Raw genomic sequence first — 21,331 nt, 5'->3', positions numbered from 1 at the left:
CTTATAAAATAAATTTCAAATGTATATACATACTTCGAAATTAAGCTTTAAAAAATAGTAAACAGTAAATCTACTGAAATGGAAAATAATTGTAAAATTATGAATACCAAATAAATTAAAGCATTAAAAATTGAAATCATACGTTGATTTTTCATACTTTTGAATGTATACACATACAGAATAAACCAAATTTAATTCATTATGAAAAGATGCATATCAATCTTTACTATCGCACTTTTATTAGCAAGCTGTTCATCTAAACAGAAAACTGAGGATATTCAACTCGCAAAAACCATTTTAGCTGATAAGAATTTAATATTTGTAGACAGCTTAGCTAGGCAGGTTATTAAAGAAGGTTTTAATGCAGGAAGCGGTTATTCCCAAATATGGGCGCGCGACTTGAATACTTTTATCGAAACCGCACTAGAGGAACGTACTAAAGAGGAAGTGAGAGGAGCTATATTGGTATTCTTTAAAATGCAACAGAAAAATGGTGAAATGGTAGATGGCTACGTGCTAAAAAAAGATTTCACCTGGCATGATGATACGCCGTATTACTCTGTGAATGACCCTGAACATGTAGGCTTTAAAAATACCGTAGAGACTGATCAAGAAACTTCGCTTATTCAACTCCTTGGCAAGTACATCGCAAAAACAAAAGATTATAGTATCCTTGAAGAAAGCATCGGCGGCATACTTGTAAAAGATCGGATCCAACTGATGCTGGATTATTTAAATAGAGAGCGGTACAATAAGGAATATAAACTGCTTTGGGGCGCAATGACAGCTGATTGGGGCGATGTCCAACCACATGATGATTTTGGTTGCGACTGGAATAATCTATCCAATGAAGCCATTGATGTCTATGACAACGCTATGTACATCATAGCTTTGAAAACGCTAATTGATATACTCCCTGATGCTCCAAAAGTTGCTGAATGGAAAAGTCTTAAAAATGAAATTGAGATCAATACGATGAAGCATCTGTGGGATAAGAAACTACATAAATTCATTCCACATATTTATCCTAAAGATTCGCCATTGCCTGAAGGATTTGATGAAAATAAAATTCATTACCACGGTGGAACGACCATAGCTATTGAATCGGGACTTCTAAGTAAGGAACAGATTAAAATTGTAAATGATCAAATGTTAGAAAATGTACGGTTATCTGGCATGCCTAGTATTGGACTTACAATCTACCCTACTTACCCAGAAGGATTTTTTAAAGGCTGGATGTCAAAGCCCTATGCTTATCAAAATGGTGGTGACTGGACCTGGTTTGGTGGCAGAATGATCCAACAATTAGTACTAAACGGCTATACAAAAGAGGCTTATCAACAGATTCAACCTATGATCAACCGAGTTGTTAAAAACAAAGGGTTTTACGAATGGTATGGAAAAAATGATGTTCCTAGTGGTTCTGGTAAGTTCAAAGGCTCTGCCGGAGTTTTAAGCAAAGCGATTCTACTAATGAACGATTGGGCTAAAGAAACTTTAGATAAAAAATAAAAACTTTGTTACAAATGAATCTGGATAATTAATTATCCAGATTCATTTTATATACTAATAATCGCGTCTACTTTCGACGGTATACGTAAAACTCTCAGCACGATAATATCCAAGATTGTATTCAATAGGCCTTCCTGATTGATCAAAGACAAATCTCTTCCTTGACAAAATAGGTGCACCAATAGCTATTTCAAGCTTGTCGGCGATAAATTTATTAGCAGGCATCGCATCCAGTTCTTCCTGAGACAGATCGGCTACAATATGAAAATCTGCTTCTAATATTTCATAAAGCGGACGTTTAAAATCTTCATCTCCAGTCAACCCAATACGTGGATGAAAGTAAGAGATAAAATAAACAAAGGGATCGTCTTTTTTGCCCCGCAAACGTTCTAATTTAAGTAACTTCAAATCTTCTGGTACATCAAAAAATTGTGCAACTGCTTTATCAGGAATTTCCCAACTAACATGAAGTTCAAAATTTTTCACCTCGAGACCCCGATTTTTCATCTCTTGGGAGAAACTTAACCAATTTTTGGACTTTGAACTGAATTTGGCACTTGCTACCTTAGTACCGATCCCCTTCTTCCTGATTAACAGCTCTTCGTAAACCAACTTATTGATTGCCAGCCGTAATGTTGAACGTGAAATTGCCAGGCGCTTAGCCAGTTCAATTTCATTTGGCAATAATTTCCCATCAATATATTCCGGTTGCTTGATCAGTTCGCGCAACAAATTCTCGGCCTGTATATGTAATGGTATCGGACTTTTATGGTCTATTTTAAGATTCATCATATTTATTACTTAGGCTAAAGTAAGATTTTTTGCATTATTAAAAAAATAAATATATGTTTGTATGTATATACATACTAATTATAAAACCTTAATATGAATAAATTTTTCATCCTTATTCTATGTATCGTGTCGCTAGGGGGACTACTTTTCGGATTTGATATGGCCGTTATAGCAGGAGCATTACCTTTAGTAAAGCATTTTTTTGGATTAACCCCAAATCAAGAGGGCATATTTGTCAGTTCAGCTTTAATTGGTTGTATAGTGGGCGTGATTTTCACAGGTAGCTTTAGCGATAGGTATGGCCGCAAGCCTGCGCTTATCGTTGCATCTATTCTATTTTTAGTATCCGCAATAGGTTGTGGACTGAGCACGAGCTATATGATGCTTATTCTTTTTCGCGGTCTTGGTGGCATAGGTGTGGGGATTGCCTCTATTGTTGTTCCGCTATACATTGCAGAGATATCCCCCAGCCAATTTAGGGGCCGAGCAGTGACTTCCTATCAACTTGCAATTACTTTTGGTATTCTTATCGCTTATATCAGTAATTATCTGATTATTCAACATCTTCCCTCGGAAAACCATGGACAGTGGCGGATCATGTTTTTAGTTGGAGCAATACCTGCAATATTACTTTCTATTGGAGCATATTTTGTTCCTGAAAGCCCACGTTGGTTACTAAAAGTTGGAAGAAACGCTGAGGTAGCTGAAATAAGTGCTAAAATTAATCTCCCAAATCTACAAGATAGCCCACCTGAAACGAAAGGAAATCTAAAAGATCTTTTTTCTCCGGTTTACAGAAAAGCATTTTTACTGGGTTTACTCTTACCGCTATTCTCACAGCTTAGTGGTATTAATGCCATTGTTTACTATGGTCCGACGATTCTTTTGGATTCGGGCATTTCGATGAGCAATTCCTATCATGCGCAATTGTTCTTTGGACTTGCAAACGTACTATTCACATGCTTTGCAATATGGAAAGTTGACAACTGGGGACGAAGACCTCTATATGTATTTGGAACATTGGGGGCTACCCTCAGCTTAATTGTGACCGGGTTTCTATTTGCAACAAATCAAGAGATTAACAATACGGCTTTAATCATTTCGATACTTTCGTTTATGTTTTTCTTTGCCTTTTCTATCGGTCCTTTAAAGTTTGTGGTTGCTTCAGAGATTTTCCCCAATTCGATCCGAGCACGTGCCATGGGTATCAGTATCTTGGTTATGTGGATTTCAGATGCCATTATCGGTCAATTGACCCCCATCATCCTAGATGCTTGGGGAGCTCGCTACACTTTTTGGCTATTTGCATTCTTCTGTGCGATTGCTTTTATAACCGTACTCCTATTCTTACCTGAAACTAAGGGTAAGCCTCTAGAAGAAATAGAGAAATATTGGAAAGATAAAGCCCGTAAATAAGTTAGCTATACATTTAACAGATTTCAACAAAATAATTTAACATGCATATCACTACAGACTCAGCAACGGTACAGTACAATATTATGCCCGCTTTCCCTGCTACAGGTGAAATTTCAAACTCATTCCAAAAACTGGCCCGTATACTTCACGACAAGAAGATACATATCATCGATGGTTTTGTTGGAGTAAACTGGGAATTTGTCATCGAAAATATTTCAAAAGAATTTGAAAATTGTGGTATTAAACCGCGCTTCATCGCTATTGATGAAGCACTTTTATCAGAAGAGATTATTAATAATCAGGTAGCACCTTATCTTGGTGGAAATGATCCCTTATTTGGAAAAAAATCTCCTCTTCCATTATCTTCTTATTTTAACGCTGAAAAATTAGCGAAATTCCATGATATGCTCGCAAATAACCAAGAGTATATCATCTTTTACGGACCTGGAGCAGCTCTTTTAGATAATCAAGCTTCAATTATGTATGTTGATTTGCCTAAAAGTGTCCTAATTCAGCGCATGAGAGCTGGGAAAGCATGGAACTTAGGATGCAGCAGTTCAAAAGATCCAAAACAGATTTACAAACGATATTATTTTGTGGATTGGCAAGCATTAAATAGCCACAAAAATTCAATCCTATCTCGGATAGAAATCATGGCAGACCAGCAATCTGACGAAACCCTACCTTGGATGAGTGGTTCTGATTTAAGACAGACCTTGCATGAAATGTCTGTTAATTATTTTAGAGTAAAACCGACATTTGAATCCGGTGTTTGGGGCGGTCAATGGATGAAAGATCATCTAACAGGAATAGATCAAAATGCAAAAAACTACGCTTGGTCCTTCGAGATGATTGTCCCTGAAAATGGTTTATCATTAAAATTTAATGATCTGCTTTTGGAAATTTCATTTGATCAATTGATGTTTACTGAAAGAAAAAATGTACTGGGTTTGGCTGAACCAAGATTTGGTGTAGATTTTCCAATCAGATTCAATTTCTTAGATACCTTTGATGGAGGAAATTTATCAATACAGTGTCACCCTAGCCCGCAGTATGCAAAGTCACAATTTGGAGAAAACTTTACCCAAGATGAAACCTACTACATTGTCGACAGAAAAGGAGATGCACAAGTATACCTAGGTTTTCAAGACGACATCAATAAAAATGAGTTTCGCACGGCTTTAGAACATAGTTTTAAAACCGGAGAAGCCATTGAGGTAGATCAATATATTCAAAAATTTGAATCTAAAAAGCATGATTTATTCTTGATTCCACATGGTACTGTACATTCGTCGGGTATCGATAATTTAGTTCTAGAAATCAGTGCGACTCCATACAACTTCACCTTTAAAATGTACGATTGGGTAAGACCTGATTTGGATGGCAAACCACGTCCTTTAAATATCGACCGTGCTTTTGACAATCTTAATTTTGAAAGAAAAGGACAAGTAGTCAACGATACCCTAATTGCGAAACCTGTTTCTCACAAAATTGATGATCAAGCAACAAAAGTTCACTTAGCTACTCATGAGGATCATTTTTATGATGTTGTACGCTATGACTTTGACCAAGAGGTAACGATTGAAACAAAAAATCAGTGTCATATTCTGATGCTCGTTGAGGGTGAAGCTGTGGAATTAACAACTGCAAATGGTATGAGGGAAGTTTTTAATTATGTTGAGACATTTGCCATTCCAGCTGCAACAGGATCATATACACTTCGTAACCTTGGAAAACAGCCGGCAAAAGTGATCCAATCATACATTAAAGATTCAAAATGTAACCAATTTTAAACTAAACATTTAAAAATATGAAAAACCTATTTTTTGCAATAGCTTCCTCTGCCCTTTTATTTTCCTGCAATCCAAGTGGAAGCAAAGGAACACAAAATAGTTGGCAGGCCGACATGAAAAAAGACAGTAGTTTTCAACTAGTCAAAGATATGGCAACCAATACCATAAAATCCGGTTTCAATGCTGGAGATGGATATGGAGAGGTATGGATCAGAGATTACAATACCTTTATCAATTTAGCTACACAAGTGCATCCTCACGAGCAAATAAAAGATCAATTGCTTATATTTCTAAAACTACAGGGGCCTGATGGGAATATTGCAGATGGCTTTGTTAAAAAAGCGAGCTTAAAAAATGGCACATCTGACTACTATACGATAACAAATGTATTAGCTCCAGATTATGCGGGGCATAAAAATACCGTAGAAACAGATCAGGAAACTTCTTTGATTCAGGCTGTTTACAAATATGTGAAAGCATCACAGGATACATCTTTCTTATCGGACAAGGTGGGTAATAGTATCGTTAAAGACAAAATGGAAAATGCCCTCCAGTTCTTAATGAATGAACGATACAATAAAACTTATGGTTTACTTTGGGGTGCAACGACAGTTGATTGGGGTGACGTACAACCTGAACATGATTGGGGTGTGCATTTAGATGAAAATTCTCATATTGCATTAGACGTTTATGATAATGCGATGTTTTTAATTGCTTTGGACAATTATATAGAGCTCGTTCCTGAAAAAGCATCCCAGTGGAAACCCATCCGCGATGAAATCGCTTCCAATACAATGAAGCATCTTTGGGATAAGAAAAATCAAAAATTTATCCCTCATATCTATATCAATGGATCGCCATTTTCTTCAGATTTTGATGAGAATCAGATCTACTATCATGGTGGTACTGCTATTGCTATCGAAGCCAATTTGCTGAGTAAGGAACAAATAAAAACAGCCTTAGATAAGATGGTGAAAAATGTGAAAGATTCTGGTGCTGCCACAATCGGCTTGACGATCTATCCGACTTATCCTGCAGGTTCATTCAAAAATAAAGGGATGTATCCATATGGATATCAAAACGGTGGGGATTGGACTTGGTTCGGAGGTCGCATGATCCAACAGTTGGTAAAAAATGGTTACGAAAAAGAAGCCTATGAGCAAATAAAACCCATGCTGGATCGGGTTATAAAAAATAAAGGATTCTATGAGTGGTACACAAAGGATAACAAACCTGAAGGATCAGGAACATTTAGGGGTGAAGCCGGTGTACTATTTGACGCTATTACCCTATTGGAAAATTCTTATAACTAATTGAATTAAATCATAATCTATAAGTTTTTAATCTGCTATTAGAAAGCTAACCATTACTATTCAATAGAAGAGCAATAAGTAAGGAGCTGTCCAAATGATGGACTGCCCCCAAAATATTGGACAAATTTAGTTAATTAGATTTGTAATAATGAGCTCGATATTCTGTCGGGCTCATTCCATTTAAATTTAGTTTTATCCGTTGATTATTGTAATAGGAGATATAATCTTCTATTTCGCTTTTTAACTTCTCTGTTGATTCGTATTGTTTTAGATAAAACAGTTCTGATTTTAAAATTCCGAAGAAATTTTCAATTACGGCATTATCAAGGCAATTTCCTTTTCTGGACATGCTTTGAGTGATTCCGTTTTCTTTGAGCCACTGTTGATATTTAGGCATTTGGTATTGCCAGCCCTGATCTGAATGTAAAAGCAGTTGTGATGCCCCCCTTGCTTTGGGCAGTGCCTTTTTGAGCATATCCATTACCCCTTTAAAGACCGGCCTGTCAGTAATTTCATAACTTATAACTTCCTGATTAAACAGATCAATTATTGGGGAGAGATACAGCTTTTTTTCCTTGACTTTGAACTCAGTAATATCCGTGGCCCATTTTTGCAAAGGCCCCTCAGCCTGGAATTTCCTGTTGAGGATATTGGGGGCGATCTTGCCCAGTTCACCCCGGTATGACCTGTATTTCTTTATCCTGATCAGACTCTTCAAACCCATTTCCCTCATTAATCTAAGAATGGTCTTATGATTCATATCCACTCCATCCCGTTTGAGCTGCAGGGTAATGCGGCGATAGCCAAAGCGGCCCTTATGTACATGGTAAACTTTGTTGATTTGCGCTTTCACCTGTTCGTATTTATCTGCTTGTCCCTCCTTCTTGGAATGATAATAGAAAGTACTTCTTGCCATTTTAACGCAACTCAGCAGGATATCAAGATCAAATTGATGCCTTAGCTCCATTATGGCTTTCGCTTGTTTTCGGCTTGAGCTAAGGCGCTGAGCTTTTTTAGCAGGGCATTTTCTGCACGTAAATACTCATTCTCCTGCAAAAGTTCCTCTTCACGCGTGAGCGCTTTATTCGTTTTTCTAACTTTTCGCTTGATCTGCGGATTTGCTTTCTTTGTCATCAAGGGTCTCCCTTTTGGCCGTGCCTCCAATCCTTCTGGACCAAACTTGTCCAGCCTTTTCTGCCATTCAATGATATGGGCATCCGAGGAAAGGTCAAAGCGTACACGGGCTTCTTTCAAAGATAAACTTTCTTCTCGGATTGCAGTAAGGACAGAAAGCTTAAAAGAAGCACTAAAGTGTCTTTTCCCTTTCCTGGGAAGTAGCCCCGATTCCCCCTGATACTTATATATTTTGTACCACGTCTCAAACAAAGAATACGTAATCCCGAATTCTTCTCCCAAAGACTTTGCAGAACGATAATGCTCATCCATTTGTCTAACACAGCTCAACTTAAATTCAAAACTGTGCTTGTTTTTCTTATTCATAAAAATGCCCCCAGAAAGTGTCTAACTTTTTGGGGGCACTGCAATGATTAGACAGCTCCTCTCCTATATCTGTACTTGCTTATCCAAAATGGATAGCCTATTTCTATAATTTCCTTTTCAAGTTAAAATCATTAGAGTACTTATTTGATATCAAATTTCAATTCTAAGATATTCTTGCCTTGGAATTTAGTGGCATATGCCAGATCAAGTAGATCTACACGTTCAATCTTTGATTTAACACCTGGCTCTATTTTACGTAAGATGTACGATAATCTCTTCGTATTTCCTTTGTTTTCACTCCCTAATGTAAAAAAAGCCATCAAGCCTGTCATTTCATATTTACCATTTACCTTTGTTCCGTCTGCATAAATTGTATCACGTGGTTGAAAAATCGCTCCACCATTCGTTTCTGAATTTGCATTTGCGATCGATTTATCGCCGATTAGGAAAGCTTTATATTCATTTGCTGTAGTGAGATTCTTGACATAAGTATCTTGGATTTCGCCTCCATTTTCATCGTAAACTTTTAAGTCGACCTTATAGGCAATCTCAGCATTTAGATTAATAGCACTACTCGCTAGTGATTGACCTGAAGCATCAAAATTTATTTTGATCACAGCGCCTTCTTTTGCAGTAGCTACACCATGGAAATGATCTCCGTGAGCCGCTCCTTTAGTTCCTTCAAGCTCAGTAAATTGTAAGGATGCTCTCACTTCCTTACCTAGTATTGGAGTATCATCGTCTTTTTTACACGATACAATACCAACTAAAAGACCTAAGGATGTTAACACGAATACAGTAGTACTTTTGATAAATTTAATTTTCATGATTTGATTTTGATTTCAGTTTAATAATTCAACCATTAAACGTTATAGCATTTGCAACTATGTTGCAAATATAATAAAACAAGATTCAAATGCAACATAGTTGCTTAATTAAATTATAAATTTTAATCTCAACATATCATAATCATTTCTCAAATGAATTTAGACATAAGTTACTATTCAGCAATACATAAAATCATTTAATACTTTTTGCACTATGTATAAAAGCATGACGAGATCCTAAATATAGATAAGAATATAAGTAATTTGATTTGTCAATCAATCCTCAATAGTCCTGAAGTAAAACCATTTTAAGAAGAAATAAGGAAGGAAAGAAAGAAAGAAAGAAAGAAAATTAGACCATCCTGCAACTACTTGCTTTTCTAGATGGTCTAATTTATTTTATACTCGATAAAATTGCTCCCATCCTTTTGCTGGTGGAGGACCATAGAGCAAAGCATTGGCAAAACGATCATTAGGAATTTCTTTTTTAACTGCATCGAAATCAAACTTAGCATTCAACCTTTGTGCAATGACGCCTAAACAAAACACTTGGCTCAATGGACCTGCTACTTCAAAACTTGAACGTGATTTTTCTAACCCTTTACAAGCGTTCAAGAAATTCGCAAAATGATTAGAGGGTGATTTCGGTATTTCTGGAAGAAGTTTTGCTACCTCACGAGCCCTCTCTTCTGGAATAATCTCTAAGATACTTGCATGCGAACCTCCTTTGAATATCAAATCTTTAGTATATATAATTTTCCCAGGGTTCAACTTCACAGTTTCTACTTTACCCGTACTAGGAGCTGGTATATTTGGATCCAAGCTAGAACCTCCATAACCTGATGGTATTTCTGGTAAATTGTCCAATCCATCATACCAATTGATATCAAGAGCTGGCATATGCTTTCTTTTGGAAAATTTGAATTTCAACGTGGATGATTTCGGAAAGAAATAAGAATTATGCTCCAAAAGTTTCACTGCTTCTACACGATGAGGTAAACCTAATTGTAAAAATTCATGTGCTGTGTCCAAGATATGTGCTCCCCAATCTCCCAAAGCTCCCATCCCAAAATCAAACCAACAACGCCACTGTCCGTTAACAAAGTCTTTATTATAATCATGACCTAAAGTTTGCATCTGCCACATATCCCAATCCAACGTCGAGGGAATGCGTTCTGGATATGGAAAACCTTTGATATTAGCATCCCAAGTATGCCAACGTCTTGCAAAATTCATATGTGCATCTATGCGTGTCACGTCTTTGATGATACCAGCTTCCTGCCAACTTTTGAATTGAAAATAGTTGGGTTCCGAATGTCCCTGATTGCCCATTTGAGTAACTACTTTATTAAATTTTTGAGCCTTTTGCATCATAAGCTCTGTTTCCCAAAATGTACTCGCCATCGGTTTTTCTACGTATACATGAATCCCCATGTCTATAGCCATCATGGTAATTGCAAAATGTGCAAAATCAGGAGTACCTATAGATACCGCATCAATTTGTCCACCTATTTTATCAAACATTTGTCTAAAATCTCGAAATCGGGGCACGTTAGGAAACAGCTTTAATATTTCCAAAGTATGTGGAGCTTCTAAATCAACATCACATAATGCTACAACATTACACAAACCTGTTTTGTAAAGTTCTTTGATCACTTCTGCTGCTCGATTTCCTATTCCTACACATGCCAAATTCAGTCTTTCATTTGCCGATGCTAATTTTACATTTCCAAGAGCTGCGTTTGACATCAATAATCCACCCCCTATAAAAGCTGTGTTACGTAAAAAATTTCTTCTTGATAATTGCTTCATTATTTCAATTCCTTAATTTTAATATTTCGAAAATGAACCTCATCACCATGATCTTGCAACAGAATATGTCCTTTTTCAGCCTCTCCAAAATTTGGCCAATCCTTATATTTACTCCCTGCAACAAGTTCTTTAAATTCTGGCGAACCTCGTCTATAAGTCAATACTTTTATACCATTCAAATAGTGTGTGACTTGATTGTCTGGTGTAACCATAATTCGTCCTCTATTCCATTCACCTATAGGTCGTGGTGCGCGCACATGTTTCAGCGAAGGAATTAAATCATATAAAGATGCCATGGTACGATTACCATTTTTACCCATTTTAGCATCTGGATGTTTTTCATCATCCAACAATTGGTATTCAAGTCCAATCGCCGATCCTTTCGTCTCCTCCTGCATCGTAACAAAATATTTCACACCGCTGTTCGCTCCTGGAGTTAGTTTAAATTCAAATGAAAGATCAAAAGCGCTATATTGTTTATCGGTTATTATATCCCTTCCATTAGTTGACTCTCCTCCATTAGCTTTTAAAACAGTTATTTCACCATCTTTAATTTCCCATCCTTTTTTTGGAAAATGATTTGCATCTATACTACGCCATCCTTTTGAATCTATACCATTAAACAATAAGTTGATGCCAGACTTCTTTTCTTGAGATGATACATTGTTTTTTTTGAGATTAACAACAAACATATCTTGAGGCAATTTGGTGAATGACAAGCCTGCTGTTTTAATTCTTATATTTTTAAAATACACTTTCTGACCAACCAAACGATCTGGTACGCTATGCACTTGCAATGCAATTATTCCCTTTCTATCGAGTGTATCTATGACAGCAGCAGTAGGAATATCATTTAACCATATACGGACTTCATCACCGATCGCTTCTATACGTACTTTATTAAATTGATTTGCTTTAAAAGCTTTTTGAGCAGATTCCTGCAAATCCAGCGGATAAAGCCAGTTTCGCCGACCTTCATCATATACTCCACCGGTCCATGCTCGCTCACTTGGATCAATATCCATCTGCTTACCAAAAACAAGACCTTGACCATTATTTCCCTGTGGATCATAATTACTTCTAAACTGAATCCCAGAATTAGTTTCTGTTCCTTCAATTCTAAATTCTAACTCTAAAATAAAGTCTTCATATTCCTTTTCTGTTGACAAAAATGAATTTGGAACTCCTTTGACCATTTCGCCTACAATCACACCATCTTCAATCGTATATTTTGCTTTTCCTCCAAGGATTTTCCATCCATTAAATGTTTTTCCATCAAAAATTGGTATGAAAGAGCTTTGTCTTTTCGTTTGTCCATAAGTTGAAGATGCAAAGAACAGCATACAACTACTCATTATCATTAAAAAATTCTTATTCATATTTATTTATAATTTATTAAACATACTATTATCATACATGCACATGTTGACAAAGACATCTGAATGCTTACTATTTTGTATTTTAATTATAACCTGGAGATTTTTTTAGGTTTACACTCAAATCAATTTTAACCTGACTGATAGGTAAATATAAAATAAATATTTGAAATTATTCAATAATAATGCTTACTCATGAGACATTTTAACAACTAATATACCCTTAAATTATACCATAAAAAAGAGCATTTTAACATGGAGTTTTAAGTAAAAAACAGTTATATTTAATTTATATTTCAACCTACAAAAATGTCGTATGGAAGACATGATACTTTACAATCGGTTACAGTTTGCTTTTACCATCACTTTTCACTACCTGTTTCCGCAATTGACGATGGGATTATCTTTAATGATTGTTTACTTCAAATGGAAATTTTTACGCACAAAAATTGATGACTACAATCATGCTGCAAAATTTTGGATGAAAATCTTTGCCTTGAATTTTACAATGGGAGTGGTTACAGGAATACCAATGGAATTTCAATTTGGTACAAATTGGGCCAAATTTTCTGAGTTGACGGGAGGTATTATCGGACAAACATTAGCCATGGAAGGTATGTTTTCCTTTTTTTTAGAATCTTCTTTTTTAGGAATGTTTCTATTTGGGGAAAAGCTTCTTGGTCATAAACTCCATTTTCTTTCTGGGTTGATGGTATTTATAGGATCTTGGGCAAGTGGTTTCCTTATTATCGCTACACACTCCTGGATGCAATATCCTGTGGGATATGAAATAGTAGAAAATGGGAAGTTTGTCTTAAATAACTTTACAGCTCTATTCAATAATCCTTGGCTCTGGCCATCATATTTACACAATCAAGCTGGCTCTCTGATCACCAGTTCATTCTTTGTTGCTGCAGTGGGAGCTTTTTACTTGCTGAGTAACAAGCATAGTCGATTTGGAAAAATATTCGTGAAGACTGGAGTTATTTTTGGAGTCATATCTTCTATTGTGGTTGCATTCCCCACAGGTGATATGGCTGCAAAAAATGTAGTCAAATATCAACCGGTCACTTTTGCCGCCATGGAGGGCATTTTCAAAACGGAAAAAGGAGGTTCTGAAATTGTTCTTATCGGTCAGCCTGATATGCTAAATAAAAAATTAGACAACAAAATTGCTGTTCCAAATGTCCTTAGCTTTCTTACTTATCAACGCTGGGATGCTGAAATTAAGGGCTTAAATGAATTTGATGAATCTATACACCCTACAAATATTCCAGGATTATACTATGGCTACCACATCATGGCTGGTCTTGGAACCATATTTATTGCGATCATGTTAACAGCTACTTTTTTACTTTGGAAGAATAGACTATTTCAAACGAAATGGCTACTATGGATCCTCATGTTTATGATTCCATTTCCTTATATCGCCAATACTGCAGGTTGGTATACAGCTGAATTAGGAAGGCAACCATGGCTGGTATATAACCTGATGCGCATGGTAGATGGTGTATCACCTACCGTTTCTTCTGGAAATGCATTATTCACACTTTTAGGATTCGTAGGACTTTATATACTACTGGGATTATTGTTTTTAATGCTGGTATTAAAAATCATCAGAAAAGGTCCTGAATCCCAAATTGCTTTAAATAATTAGCTATGGAAATATTTTGGTTTGTTGTGTTGATGATTATGCTCGGAATCTATGTCATTCTCGATGGCTACGATTTTGGAGCAGGAATTGTTCATCTTTTCTTTGCTAAAACAGAAGAAGAAAAAAAAGCTGTAACCAATTCCATTGGACCATTTTGGGATGCCAATGAAGTTTGGCTCATCGCATCGGGAGGGGTACTATTTTTCGCTTTTCCAACCTTATATGCTTCAGCTTTTAGTGGATTTTACTTACCCCTTATGCTTGTGTTATGGTTGCTTATCTTTAGAGCGATCAGTCTAGAATTAAGAGGACAGGTTCATAACCGGATGTGGGAATTGATGTGGGATAAATTGTTCGGTTTGGCGAGTCTATTACTCGCTCTATTTTTTGGAGCAGCTTTAGGAAATGTCGTTCGAGGAGTTAATCTTGGTATGGTTGAAAATGGTGTATCTACTCAAGAACCTCATTATTTCTTTTTAGCCTTATGGAATCCAACATTTGATCCATTGGCCGAACATCAAGGAGTGATTGATTGGTTCACTTTATTATTGGGTCTTGTCGCAGTTGTGACCCTGACCATTCATGGTGCAAATTGGATCATTCTTAAAACATCAAGCACCCTGAGTATACGTCTAAAAACTGTAATTTTTAAACTCAATTTTGTTTTATTGTTTTTAGTAATATTATCCGCTTACGTATGGCATGATGTGAAACCAATATCATTACATAATTTTGAAACTTATTATTGGTTGTGGATCTTCCCTCTTATTGCTGCAGTTGGTCTTTTTGGACAGTTTAGAATTAAAAAATTTACAAAAGATTTATCCGGTTTTATTTATTCATCCTTATTTATTTTTGGAAGTTTTGGATCTACTATAGCTTCCATGTTCCCCATATTACTACCTTCGACTAATGCGGTAAATCCTTCTTTAACTATACAGAATGTATCCGCACACGAATATGGTTTATCTGTTGGGATAGGTTGGTTCTGTGTAGCAGCAGTATTGGTGATTGTATATTTCATCATTCAATTTAAAGTTTTCAGAGGCAAATTAGATGATGTCGGATATGGTGACCATTAAGATGGATTAATTTTATCAAACCTTTTTCATACAAAAGAGCTATTCTAAGAATCGCTCTTTTCTTATTTAAAAATTAAATTTTAGAGGGCTCAAAAGCATTTAATGTCCTTAACCAAAATATTAGTTACTAAATTTTGTAACACCTCCCTCAGTGAACTAAAAAAAGCGAGATGACTTTCGTCACCCCGCTTTTCAATAAACATATACACATGAAATTAATTTTTACCATTATCTTTGGCCCACCAAAGTCTTTTACCCCAAGCTTGGTCAACAACGCCAGTTGCTGCTGCTTCTGTATTGACCTTATTGTATAAGTATTCATTATTTGGATATGGCAGCCTCCATGGTTGATCGGTATGCTTTCCTTTAAATACTGAATTTAAAGCAGGATAATTAGTGGAAGGAATTCCAGTTCTTCGATATAGTGCCCATGCCTCATAATTTTCTTTAAATAAAGCAACCCACATATCCCACCATATTCTCTCCTTTGTATTATTAAACTTTCCTTTACCTGCTAAATATGCTTCAGCATCTGTTGTAGAAACTCCATTATCTTCCATGGAAATCATGACCGCCTTATTATAGGCCGCTTCAGCAGTTGTGCCAACATTATAGCCTAACATGGCTGCCTCAGCTAATATATAATAAGTTTCACTAGATCTATAAAATGGAGTATATCCTCCCGCATTGTTAATGTAATGTTCACCTATCCAAGATACCGATTTTAATGGGCTAGGAGATGTTGTTAATCCATTTTGATAACCAAGATATGTTCCTGAAATAGTTTTTTGTGCTACAGAAGCAATTCGAGGATCTTCTACTTCGTTTAAATAATTGATAAAAATATCAAACATACCCCAGTTATCGATACGCTTACCATTGATTCCTGATTTGTACCAAGGCTCCATATAGGGTAATGTACCTGGATAGTACAAATAACAGTTTTCATCATTAGTTTCCAGAACTGGATATTTGCTTTTATTTCCAGCAATCTCTTCGATCGTTGATTTAGCTAATGCGGGTGCTACTGATGAAATCCGCATAGCCATACGAAGCCGCAAAGAATTACAAAACTTCTGCCATCTTAACATCTCCACATCTAATGGTGTTTTATTATCTGCATTATAGATAATATCATAACTTCCAATAATATCCTCTCCGATCCCTTTATCCATTTCATCAGCAATCTTTTTTAAATCAGCTAACACTGCAGGAAAAATATCTTCTTGTTTATCGTATTTAGGTTTTAATAAACTGCCATCTTCTGGCATACCCTTAAATGCTTCAGAATAAGGAATATCTCCCCATCCATCCAGTAGATGTGACCACATATAATTTTGCCAAATTCGTGCGATGGTTCTTACATTCTTAAATGCTTGCGCTCGTTCCTCAGTTTTCTTTAGAAGATCATTCATCTGCGTAATGTTATAATAACAAGCAGCCCATCGATTTCCATAAGAATTATTTGTAGGAATTAATCCACTCATGTTGTCTGGATACTGAATTTTAACAATATAACCAGCAAAGGTGCCGTAGCCATCGATATCTCCACCAAATTGTTCTCCTGCATTACGAAGTACATTGATCAACATATTCTGAGGCGGAACATCTGGTAACGCATCTGGATCTGTATTTATTTTCTCAAAATCTTTTGTACAGCTTGCTAGACAAACTATCGCGAGTATGGAAGCAAATTTTATATTAAATAGTAGTTTTTTCATTTTTCTGATTCTTTAATTCAATTGAAATATCATTTTGCCTAACAGCAGAAAGGTTAAAAAGTAAATCCTAGTTTTAAACCAATACTTCTAGAATTTGGAACCGTTGCTTGTTCAAAACCAACTCCTCTAGAATCACTAGAAACACCTCCAGATTCAGGATCTATTCTCATGGTATTAGACTTATCTACCCAAAGTAAAGCCAAATTAGATCCAATCACAGATAGATTTGCCCTCTTAATTCCTTTGATACGACTATAAAGATGTTGAGGTAAATTATAAGTAAAATAGGCTTCCCTTAATTTTAAAAATGAACCATCAAAAACATACATAGCTGCAATACCACCACCCTCATACCAATCCTGAGCGGTCGTTTCAATATTATTTTCTATCCATCCACCTTTACCATCAGACATCGCAAAGCGTTCATTTGTCATTACATCTCTTCCTGCAAGTACTGCACGTTCGCGTATTCCATTGGCTGCTGTTATCTCTGCTACACCTGTAGTATATCCATGCGACATCGTTTGTGACCAAATGTCTCCACCTTTACGAAAATCCAACATAAAGCCAAAACTAAAGTCCTTATAAGTAAAATCATTACGTAAACTTGCTAAGAAATCAGGAACAACATTACCTATATTTTGCGCAGCTTTACTTTGAACTAGACCTGCACTTGTCACTTTAATAGCTCCCTTCATAGGACCATCTTCTTCAACGCGATCATACCCTGGCCCGACTAGTGTTCCCCAAGGTTGACCTTCTCTGGCCATATTTGCGATACCCCAGGTCCATCCGATTTGATAATCTTTTAAATCAAGTGCCGGATATAGTTCTATTACTTTACTATTATCTTTTGAGAAGTTTGCTGTTGCACTCCAATTTAAACCATTTTCCTTCTTAAGGATATCACCACGCAATTGAAGTTCAATACCTTTACTTTCAATATTACCCGCATTCAAGAACATTCTTGTAAAACTTACCGTATTGGAAGTATTTACAGGAAGTAATTGATTTTTGGCATTTTTATGATAGTAAGTGAAATCTGCATGTAATCGATTATTAAACATCCCTAATTCAACCCCTGTTTCCCAAGTATTGATAGATTCCGGCACTAAATTTTCAATCGCAAAAGTCATGCTCTTATACATCTGAGCTAAATCATTGAATGCGTCTGTTTGTGCATAATAATAATTTCTATTTCGATAAGGATCAGTAGCATTACCAACCTCCGAAATATTTAATCTCAATTTCATAAATGACAAGAAATCTCCTTTAATACTTTCAAAAGAAGTTGTTGGAATCCAACTCATACTCACTGATGGATAAAAGAATGATTTTGTCAAAGTGGAAGACCAATCGTTTCGAGCAGTCACATCAACGTATAATTGATCTCGCCAGCCAACAGATGCCTGCCCATAAATAGAATTAGAACGATTATGCTCATTATCCATTATTGTTTCAGCAGGACCAATTTTATTAGCGATCGTATAAACACCTAAAACATTGAGACCTGTCGCTCCCAAGGTGTTAAAATTCATTTGATAATCGCGGTAGTTCGCACCCGCGGTAGCTAATACGTTGAAATCTCCATATTGTTTGTTAAAATTTGCTATAAAATCAGCATTAAACTCTGTTCTGTTATTTTTATTTTCGCTAAAACTACCATTCAAATGATCAAAATTAAAGTAATTTCTCTCAAACCTTTTAGCGTTAGCATAATCAACTCCAATTCGTCCCTCAAATTTCAAGAAGTCAAAGGGTTGATAATAAAGTGAACTTTTTCCAAAAATACGATTCATCTGTAATGAATTTAGCGATTCATTCATCGTATAATATGGATTCATGTGATAGTTGGAATTCCAATTATAATAGGTATAATTACCTTGCTCATCTCGTTGATTCCAATTCTTTTTCAGATCCTTCATATCGACCTGTCTACCAAACCAAATCAATCCATTCATCGGATTAGCACCATCATATCCCTGCATAATCAAATTATCACTTTCAGTTCGTGTATAATTTGACATGATATCGAAGGTTAATTTATCACTGATTTTATATTCATTATTTAGTTGAGCTGTGTATTTCTTTTGATCTGTATTAGGAACAGTTCCTTTTTGATCCCTAAAAGACAAGGAAGCTCGTGTAGAAGAACGATCGCTTTTTGATAATAGAGAGAGATTATGATTTTGAGAAAAACCTGTTTGGAAAAAATCTTTAACATTATTTTTATGCGATACCCATGGTGTTGATTGTCTTACACCATCCACAACCGGGCTATTAAACTGTGGAATCATTAAACCTGCATCCAAACGTGGTCCCCAAGATTCATCAAATCCATCATTTACTCCCCCCCCTGCACCATCAACATAAGAAAAAGAATTTTTAAGGGCATATTCTTGGTAAGTTAATCCGCTTTCGCTCAGTAGGTAGTTATATTCATCTCCTCTTGATCCCTGTCCATATGAATTTTGATATTTGGGGATCGTTGCAGCTCTATCCATACTAAAATTAGCATCATAAGAGATTTGCACACCGTTATTAGCCCGCTTACCCGACTTAGTAGTGATCATAATCACACCTTTACCACCTCGCATCCCATATAACGCTGCTGATCCACCTTTTAAGACCGTCATACTTTCAATATCTTCTGGATTGATATCATTTAAACCAGAACCATAATCGACCCCTCCATAGGTGTTATCCCCACTTCTTTGTGAATTGTTAGTAATAGGAACTCCATCAATAACAATCAAAGGTTGTTGATCATTTAAAAGCGACGTATTTCCTCTAATTGATATCCTTGCAGAAGAACCTACAGCTCCCCCAAATTGATTCACCTGTACTCCGGCGACCTTACCTGTCAATGCACCTGTGACACTTAATTGTCCTGCATCGGTCAATTCTTTGGCTTTTACTTCTTGAACGGCATATCCCAAAGATTTCTTATCTCTTGAAATACCCATTGCTGTCACCACGACCTCGTCCAAACTTTCTGTATTTGAGATTAAAGTAATAGAGAGGTTTGTTTGGTTACTGAGATTAATTTGTTTTCGCTCGTAGCCAATTGCTGATACACTTAATGTGCCCGCTTGTTTGTAAGAAATAGAAAAATCACCATTTGGCCCAGTTTGTGTTCCTGTGCCGTCCTGTAAGGAAATGGAAACCCCAGGGATTGGTTTTCCATCTTGACCGACAACCGTACCCTTGAGTACGGTCTGTGCATAAATAGCTGAACTAACCAACAAGTTAGCTGCTAGAAATGCAATAGCTGTTTTCTTCATAAAATAGTAGTTTCAAATGTAAGTTTATGATTTATATGTATAAACTAAGTTATCAATACTATCCTTGGAATCTTAACATTATCTTAACAATGATCAGCCATATTTTAACCCTAAATGTTAAATATCATTATGCTCTTGTAAAACACAATTTATTAAAGATGCATTTTATTAAATTTCTGCAGAAACAGTGTTTTTATAATTATCCGTATATTCTTTTGGATTACATCCCCTTATCTGTTTGAAGACACGATTGAAATTAGTGATACTGTTGAAACCACAGTTATAGGCAATAAAGGATACACTCTCCAAATGATCCTCATTTAATTGGTTGCAGACTTCTTTTATCCGAATACGATTTAAGTAAGATACAAAGGTTACTCCACAATGTTTTTTAAAATACCGACAAAAAGCCTGTGGGGTAAGGTTAGCATAATTGGCAACATCTTCTAGAGTAAGTTCATTCTTAAAATTTTCCTTTATATAATTGCATATTAAAGTAATTCGGCTTACACCACTTGAATTTTCATGATTAAATTCAATTCTTTCTGCACAAAGCGGTTCTGTTTCTTTTGAAATCATAGCTAAAGAGCGTAACAAATAAAAAAATTGCATCAATTTATCGAGCTCATCAGCTTCCTTTAATTGCACTACTCTTTCCGAGATTTGTTGAAAATAAGTGTGAGGAACTTTAAATCCGCGAGCATTACTTTGAATAAAATGGTTCAAAGAATCAAACTCACCTAACGAAAACAAAGATTTCAATTTACCATTAGGATCAAAGAAAATAGAAATAGATCTAGATTCATTTGATAAGCCATCTTGTGACATCGATTTAAATACATGTGGCTGATTTGCTCCCAGAAAGAATATATCATTTTCTTTAAAAGGATGCAAAGTATCCTCAACAACCAATACGCCCTTACCTTTTTTAATCCACATCAATTGTGCTTCTTGATGCCTGTGCAAATGAGGATAGAAAGAATCCATTACATCTTCTTGTATTGTTAAGCTTTGTCCTTGGGTTGTTGGCACGTTAAATTGGAGAGTTTTCATAGCATATTCAAAATTAAACTTTACAAAAATTTATTATTTGGTTGATCTAAATATAACAACTACATCTCAATATCCCCAAAAATCAAGTAAACATTCAAAAAACTTAATTAAAAAATCATAAAAAGGAAACTTACTTAATCGACGTGATTGAATAGATTAATGCAACAAACTCATCATACTGAGAATCTTTTTTCCA

General features: G+C 35.8%; 13 protein-coding genes and 1 pseudogene. 6 read left to right on the top strand and 8 right to left on the bottom strand.

From position 1 onward, the window contains the following. Window positions 1–201: 201 nt before the first annotated feature. Window positions 202–1,512 carry a hypothetical protein gene (locus tag MUB18_RS11445; protein ID WP_248753158.1) on the top strand — a complete coding sequence of 437 codons (1,311 nt, stop codon included), beginning with the start codon at window positions 202–204 and terminating at the stop codon, window positions 1,510–1,512. A 54-nt stretch (window positions 1,513–1,566) separates the two neighbouring features. On the opposite strand, the gene MUB18_RS11440 is transcribed toward MUB18_RS11445, so the two are convergent. Further along, window positions 1,567–2,304, bottom strand: a complete 738-nt coding sequence (locus MUB18_RS11440) for a GntR family transcriptional regulator (RefSeq protein ID WP_248753157.1) — start codon at window positions 2,302–2,304, stop codon at window positions 1,567–1,569. A gap of 93 nt (window positions 2,305–2,397) precedes the next feature. On the opposite strand from MUB18_RS11440, the gene MUB18_RS11435 reads away from it, so the two are divergent. The 3 genes from MUB18_RS11435 to MUB18_RS11425 are packed head-to-tail and all read left to right on the top strand — an operon-like array spanning window position 2,398 to window position 6,826. Further along, window positions 2,398–3,720 (top strand): sugar porter family MFS transporter, encoded by a 1,323-nt coding sequence (locus MUB18_RS11435; RefSeq protein ID WP_248753156.1) that lies wholly within the window; start codon window positions 2,398–2,400, stop codon window positions 3,718–3,720. Between the two features lie 41 nt (window positions 3,721–3,761). Next, window positions 3,762–5,513 (top strand): class I mannose-6-phosphate isomerase, encoded by a 1,752-nt coding sequence (locus tag MUB18_RS11430; protein WP_248753155.1) that lies wholly within the window; start codon window positions 3,762–3,764, stop codon window positions 5,511–5,513. Window positions 5,514–5,530: 17 nt separating this feature from the next. Beyond that, window positions 5,531–6,826, top strand: coding sequence for an amylo-alpha-1,6-glucosidase (locus MUB18_RS11425; protein WP_248753154.1), 1,296 nt, complete (start codon window positions 5,531–5,533; stop codon window positions 6,824–6,826). A gap of 130 nt (window positions 6,827–6,956) precedes the next feature. Here the strand turns inward: MUB18_RS11425 and MUB18_RS21990 are convergent. The 4 genes and pseudogenes from MUB18_RS21990 to MUB18_RS11400 all read right to left on the bottom strand — a co-directional run bounded on the left by MUB18_RS21990 (window position 6,957) and on the right by MUB18_RS11400 (window position 12,344). Continuing rightward, a pseudogene (locus tag MUB18_RS21990) lies at window positions 6,957–8,326 on the bottom strand (IS3 family transposase). A gap of 140 nt (window positions 8,327–8,466) precedes the next feature. Beyond that, window positions 8,467–9,153: a hypothetical protein gene (locus MUB18_RS11410; protein WP_248753151.1), complete on the bottom strand. Its 687-nt coding sequence runs from the start codon at window positions 9,151–9,153 to the stop codon at window positions 8,467–8,469. A 399-nt stretch (window positions 9,154–9,552) separates the two neighbouring features. Beyond that, window positions 9,553–10,965 carry a Gfo/Idh/MocA family oxidoreductase gene (locus tag MUB18_RS11405; protein ID WP_248753150.1) on the bottom strand — a complete coding sequence of 471 codons (1,413 nt, stop codon included), beginning with the start codon at window positions 10,963–10,965 and terminating at the stop codon, window positions 9,553–9,555. Further along, on the bottom strand, window positions 10,965–12,344 hold the full coding sequence (locus tag MUB18_RS11400; protein WP_248753149.1) for a DUF1080 domain-containing protein: 1,380 nt from the start codon (window positions 12,342–12,344) through the stop codon (window positions 10,965–10,967). The genes MUB18_RS11405 and MUB18_RS11400 overlap by 1 nt, the downstream gene beginning before the upstream one ends. 313 nt (window positions 12,345–12,657) lie before the next feature. Here MUB18_RS11400 and MUB18_RS11395 point away from each other — a divergent pair, with 313 nt between their 5' ends. Continuing rightward, on the top strand, window positions 12,658–13,998 hold the full coding sequence (locus MUB18_RS11395) for a cytochrome ubiquinol oxidase subunit I (RefSeq protein ID WP_094772449.1): 1,341 nt from the start codon (window positions 12,658–12,660) through the stop codon (window positions 13,996–13,998). A 2-nt stretch (window positions 13,999–14,000) separates the two neighbouring features. Beyond that, the gene (cydB, locus tag MUB18_RS11390; protein ID WP_045754720.1) at window positions 14,001–15,077 is read left to right on the top strand and encodes a cytochrome d ubiquinol oxidase subunit II; all 1,077 of its coding nucleotides are present in this window, start codon (window positions 14,001–14,003) and stop codon (window positions 15,075–15,077) included. Window positions 15,078–15,292: 215 nt separating this feature from the next. On the opposite strand, the gene MUB18_RS11385 is transcribed toward cydB, so the two are convergent. The 3 genes from MUB18_RS11385 to MUB18_RS11375 form a co-directional block, all read right to left on the bottom strand. Beyond that, the gene (locus tag MUB18_RS11385; RefSeq protein ID WP_094772447.1) at window positions 15,293–16,798 is read right to left on the bottom strand and encodes a SusD/RagB family nutrient-binding outer membrane lipoprotein; all 1,506 of its coding nucleotides are present in this window, start codon (window positions 16,796–16,798) and stop codon (window positions 15,293–15,295) included. Window positions 16,799–16,851: 53 nt separating this feature from the next. Beyond that, window positions 16,852–20,082 carry a SusC/RagA family TonB-linked outer membrane protein gene (locus tag MUB18_RS11380; protein ID WP_094772446.1) on the bottom strand — a complete coding sequence of 1,077 codons (3,231 nt, stop codon included), beginning with the start codon at window positions 20,080–20,082 and terminating at the stop codon, window positions 16,852–16,854. 168 nt (window positions 20,083–20,250) lie between these two features. Further along, window positions 20,251–21,135: an AraC family transcriptional regulator gene (locus tag MUB18_RS11375; protein WP_094772445.1), complete on the bottom strand. Its 885-nt coding sequence runs from the start codon at window positions 21,133–21,135 to the stop codon at window positions 20,251–20,253. Window positions 21,136–21,331: the final 196 nt, after the last annotated feature.

This window comes from Sphingobacterium sp. PCS056 (assembly GCF_023273895.1).
Lineage (GTDB): Bacteria > Bacteroidota > Bacteroidia > Sphingobacteriales > Sphingobacteriaceae > Sphingobacterium.
This window is presented reverse-complemented; position numbering and strand designations above follow the sequence as displayed.

Coding starts and splice junctions, on each gene's coding strand:
- MUB18_RS11405 (WP_248753150.1), bottom strand. CDS start 10,965: ATGAAGCAATTATCAAGAAGAAATTTTTTACGTAACACAGCTTTTATA.
- MUB18_RS11380 (WP_094772446.1), bottom strand. CDS start 20,082: ATGAAGAAAACAGCTATTGCATTTCTAGCAGCTAACTTGTTGGTTAGT.
- MUB18_RS11375 (WP_094772445.1), bottom strand. CDS start 21,135: ATGAAAACTCTCCAATTTAACGTGCCAACAACCCAAGGACAAAGCTTA.
- MUB18_RS11430 (WP_248753155.1), top strand. CDS start 3,762: ATGCATATCACTACAGACTCAGCAACGGTACAGTACAATATTATGCCC.
- MUB18_RS11385 (WP_094772447.1), bottom strand. CDS start 16,798: ATGAAAAAACTACTATTTAATATAAAATTTGCTTCCATACTCGCGATA.
- MUB18_RS11440 (WP_248753157.1), bottom strand. CDS start 2,304: ATGATGAATCTTAAAATAGACCATAAAAGTCCGATACCATTACATATA.
- MUB18_RS11400 (WP_248753149.1), bottom strand. CDS start 12,344: ATGAATAAGAATTTTTTAATGATAATGAGTAGTTGTATGCTGTTCTTT.
- MUB18_RS11445 (WP_248753158.1), top strand. CDS start 202: ATGAAAAGATGCATATCAATCTTTACTATCGCACTTTTATTAGCAAGC.
- MUB18_RS11425 (WP_248753154.1), top strand. CDS start 5,531: ATGAAAAACCTATTTTTTGCAATAGCTTCCTCTGCCCTTTTATTTTCC.
- MUB18_RS11410 (WP_248753151.1), bottom strand. CDS start 9,153: ATGAAAATTAAATTTATCAAAAGTACTACTGTATTCGTGTTAACATCC.
- MUB18_RS11435 (WP_248753156.1), top strand. CDS start 2,398: ATGAATAAATTTTTCATCCTTATTCTATGTATCGTGTCGCTAGGGGGA.
- MUB18_RS11395 (WP_094772449.1), top strand. CDS start 12,658: ATGGAAGACATGATACTTTACAATCGGTTACAGTTTGCTTTTACCATC.
- cydB (WP_045754720.1), top strand. CDS start 14,001: ATGGAAATATTTTGGTTTGTTGTGTTGATGATTATGCTCGGAATCTAT.